This is a genomic window from Microcystis sp. LE19-84.1B (assembly GCF_027531875.1).
In the GTDB taxonomy this organism is placed as follows: Bacteria; Cyanobacteriota; Cyanobacteriia; order Cyanobacteriales; family Microcystaceae; genus Microcystis; species Microcystis panniformis.
The window spans coordinates 1-1,628 of sequence record NZ_JAPZSR010000081.1; the positions used below are offsets into that span (position 1 = coordinate 1).

Sequence of the window (1,628 nt, forward strand, 5' to 3'; positions counted from 1 at the left end):
GTAATTATAGATGAGAAATTAGCAAGAAGAGTTGCCAAAGCTATGGAATTACCCGTCAAAGGAACATTAGGAATTCTCTTGGTTGGTTTTTATGCAGGTTATCTATCTAAACAAGAAATTTTAGATTTATCACAACAGTTAATTAATCATAGAATTCGTATTAGTTCTCCGATGATTAATTGGCTAAAAACAGAATTAGACAATGATCATTAATACCAAATCAATACAAAATAAACTACCATGAAACAACTAATCGTACACATTCGTGACCAAGAAAAAGCAGAAACACTCTCTAAAATTTTAACTGCTTTAGATTTTGTTGACTCCGTAGAAATCATCGAAGATCAAACAACATTATCTGATAACGAGCAAGATTTCTTTGCCTTAGCAGGATTGTGGGAAAACAGAAATATCACCCCTGAATCTATCCGTCAAGCAGCATGGCGAGAAGAAAAACGATGATTTTATTAAAAGTTTAGAACCCTATGAGCCGTCGAATGAATGACCCATCCACATTTCATTGGCGATCGCATTCCTCTCCATCTTTCCACACTCCCTACGCAATCGCAAAAATCCGATAAAATAGTGAATAAGTGACATCCATCAATACAATTTATTACAAAAAATAATTTCTAAGTAATAAAACAATGGCTCAATTACAAATCCTAATGCCCATACTACAAGAATTTCGCCAAGAATTAGCAAAGTTTTATGGAAAACGGTTAGTAAAACTCATCCTTTTTGGTTCACAAGCGCGGGGTAACGCCAATGAGGACTCAGATATTGATATTATGGTCGTATTAAAGGGGCCCATTTCCCCTGGAGATGAAGTGATTCGGATGGCAGACATCGCTACTCAACTAGACCTTAAATATAATACCTTCATTTCTTTGATTCCCATCGCCGATGAAGACTTTGTTCATCGACAAACCCCATTAATGGACAATATTCGCCGAGAAGGGATTGTCCTGTGAACCAAATTTCGTCCTATATCAATCAAGCTAATGAAGAATTAGAAGCGGCCACCCTATTACTTGAAAAAATTATTATCGTGCTTGTATTTCTCGTTGCTATGGTGGCGGTGATTCTTGTCCCATTAATTAACAATGATTAATTAATAATTAATCGGCGAAATTCAGTAAAATAGTAATAGACCAAATTAGAGGGAAAAAATTATCTATGGCAACTACATCCGAAGACGTATGGCGAATCTTAGCTGAATTAGCCACTGCTCAAGCTGAATTAACCGCTGCTCAAAAAGAAACTGAGCTAATATTGAAGGAAGTTAGTCAACAACAGAAGGAAAATGCCCAACAACTGAAGGAAACTGACCTAATATTAAAGGAAGTTAGTCAACAACAGAAGGAAAACGCCCAACAACAGAAGAAAACCGACAAACAACTCAAAGAATTAGGTCAGCAAATTGGGGGACTTGGTGCAAAATTCGGCAGCTTTACCGAAGGACTTGCCCTTCCCTCAATGGAAAAGATTCTCAGACAACGCTTTGGTATGGAAGTTATCAGTCCCAGCGTCCGAGTCAGTAAAGATGGAAAACACCTAGAAATTGATGTCCTTGCCTATACCAATGGTGAGCTAAATACTGCCTATATCGTTGAGGTTAAAAGTCA

The 1,628-nt window shown here is 37.2% G+C and carries 5 protein-coding genes; all 5 read left to right on the plus strand.

Annotated features, from left to right (window positions below):
- Positions 1-213: PIN domain-containing protein (locus O9324_RS04705; RefSeq protein ID WP_502846568.1), on the plus strand; the 213-nt coding region annotated here is incomplete at its 5' end.
- Between the two features lie 27 nt (positions 214-240).
- Entirely contained in the window at positions 241-462 is a 222-nt protein-coding gene (locus O9324_RS04710; protein WP_012267989.1) for a hypothetical protein, read from the plus strand.
- Between the two features lie 185 nt (positions 463-647).
- Complete coding sequence (locus O9324_RS04715; RefSeq protein WP_002770426.1) at positions 648-974, plus strand: nucleotidyltransferase domain-containing protein; 327 nt, start codon at positions 648-650, stop codon at positions 972-974.
- Positions 971-1,114 (plus strand): hypothetical protein, encoded by a 144-nt coding sequence (locus O9324_RS04720; RefSeq protein ID WP_002770425.1) that lies wholly within the window; start codon positions 971-973, stop codon positions 1,112-1,114. The genes O9324_RS04715 and O9324_RS04720 overlap by 4 nt, the downstream gene beginning before the upstream one ends.
- 65 nt (positions 1,115-1,179) lie before the next feature.
- On the plus strand, positions 1,180-1,628 hold a 449-nt coding region (locus O9324_RS04725; protein ID WP_288139582.1), incomplete at its 3' end, for a DUF3782 domain-containing protein.

Coding starts and splice junctions, on each gene's coding strand:
- O9324_RS04710 (WP_012267989.1), top strand. CDS start 241: ATGAAACAACTAATCGTACACATTCGTGACCAAGAAAAAGCAGAAACA.
- O9324_RS04715 (WP_002770426.1), top strand. CDS start 648: ATGGCTCAATTACAAATCCTAATGCCCATACTACAAGAATTTCGCCAA.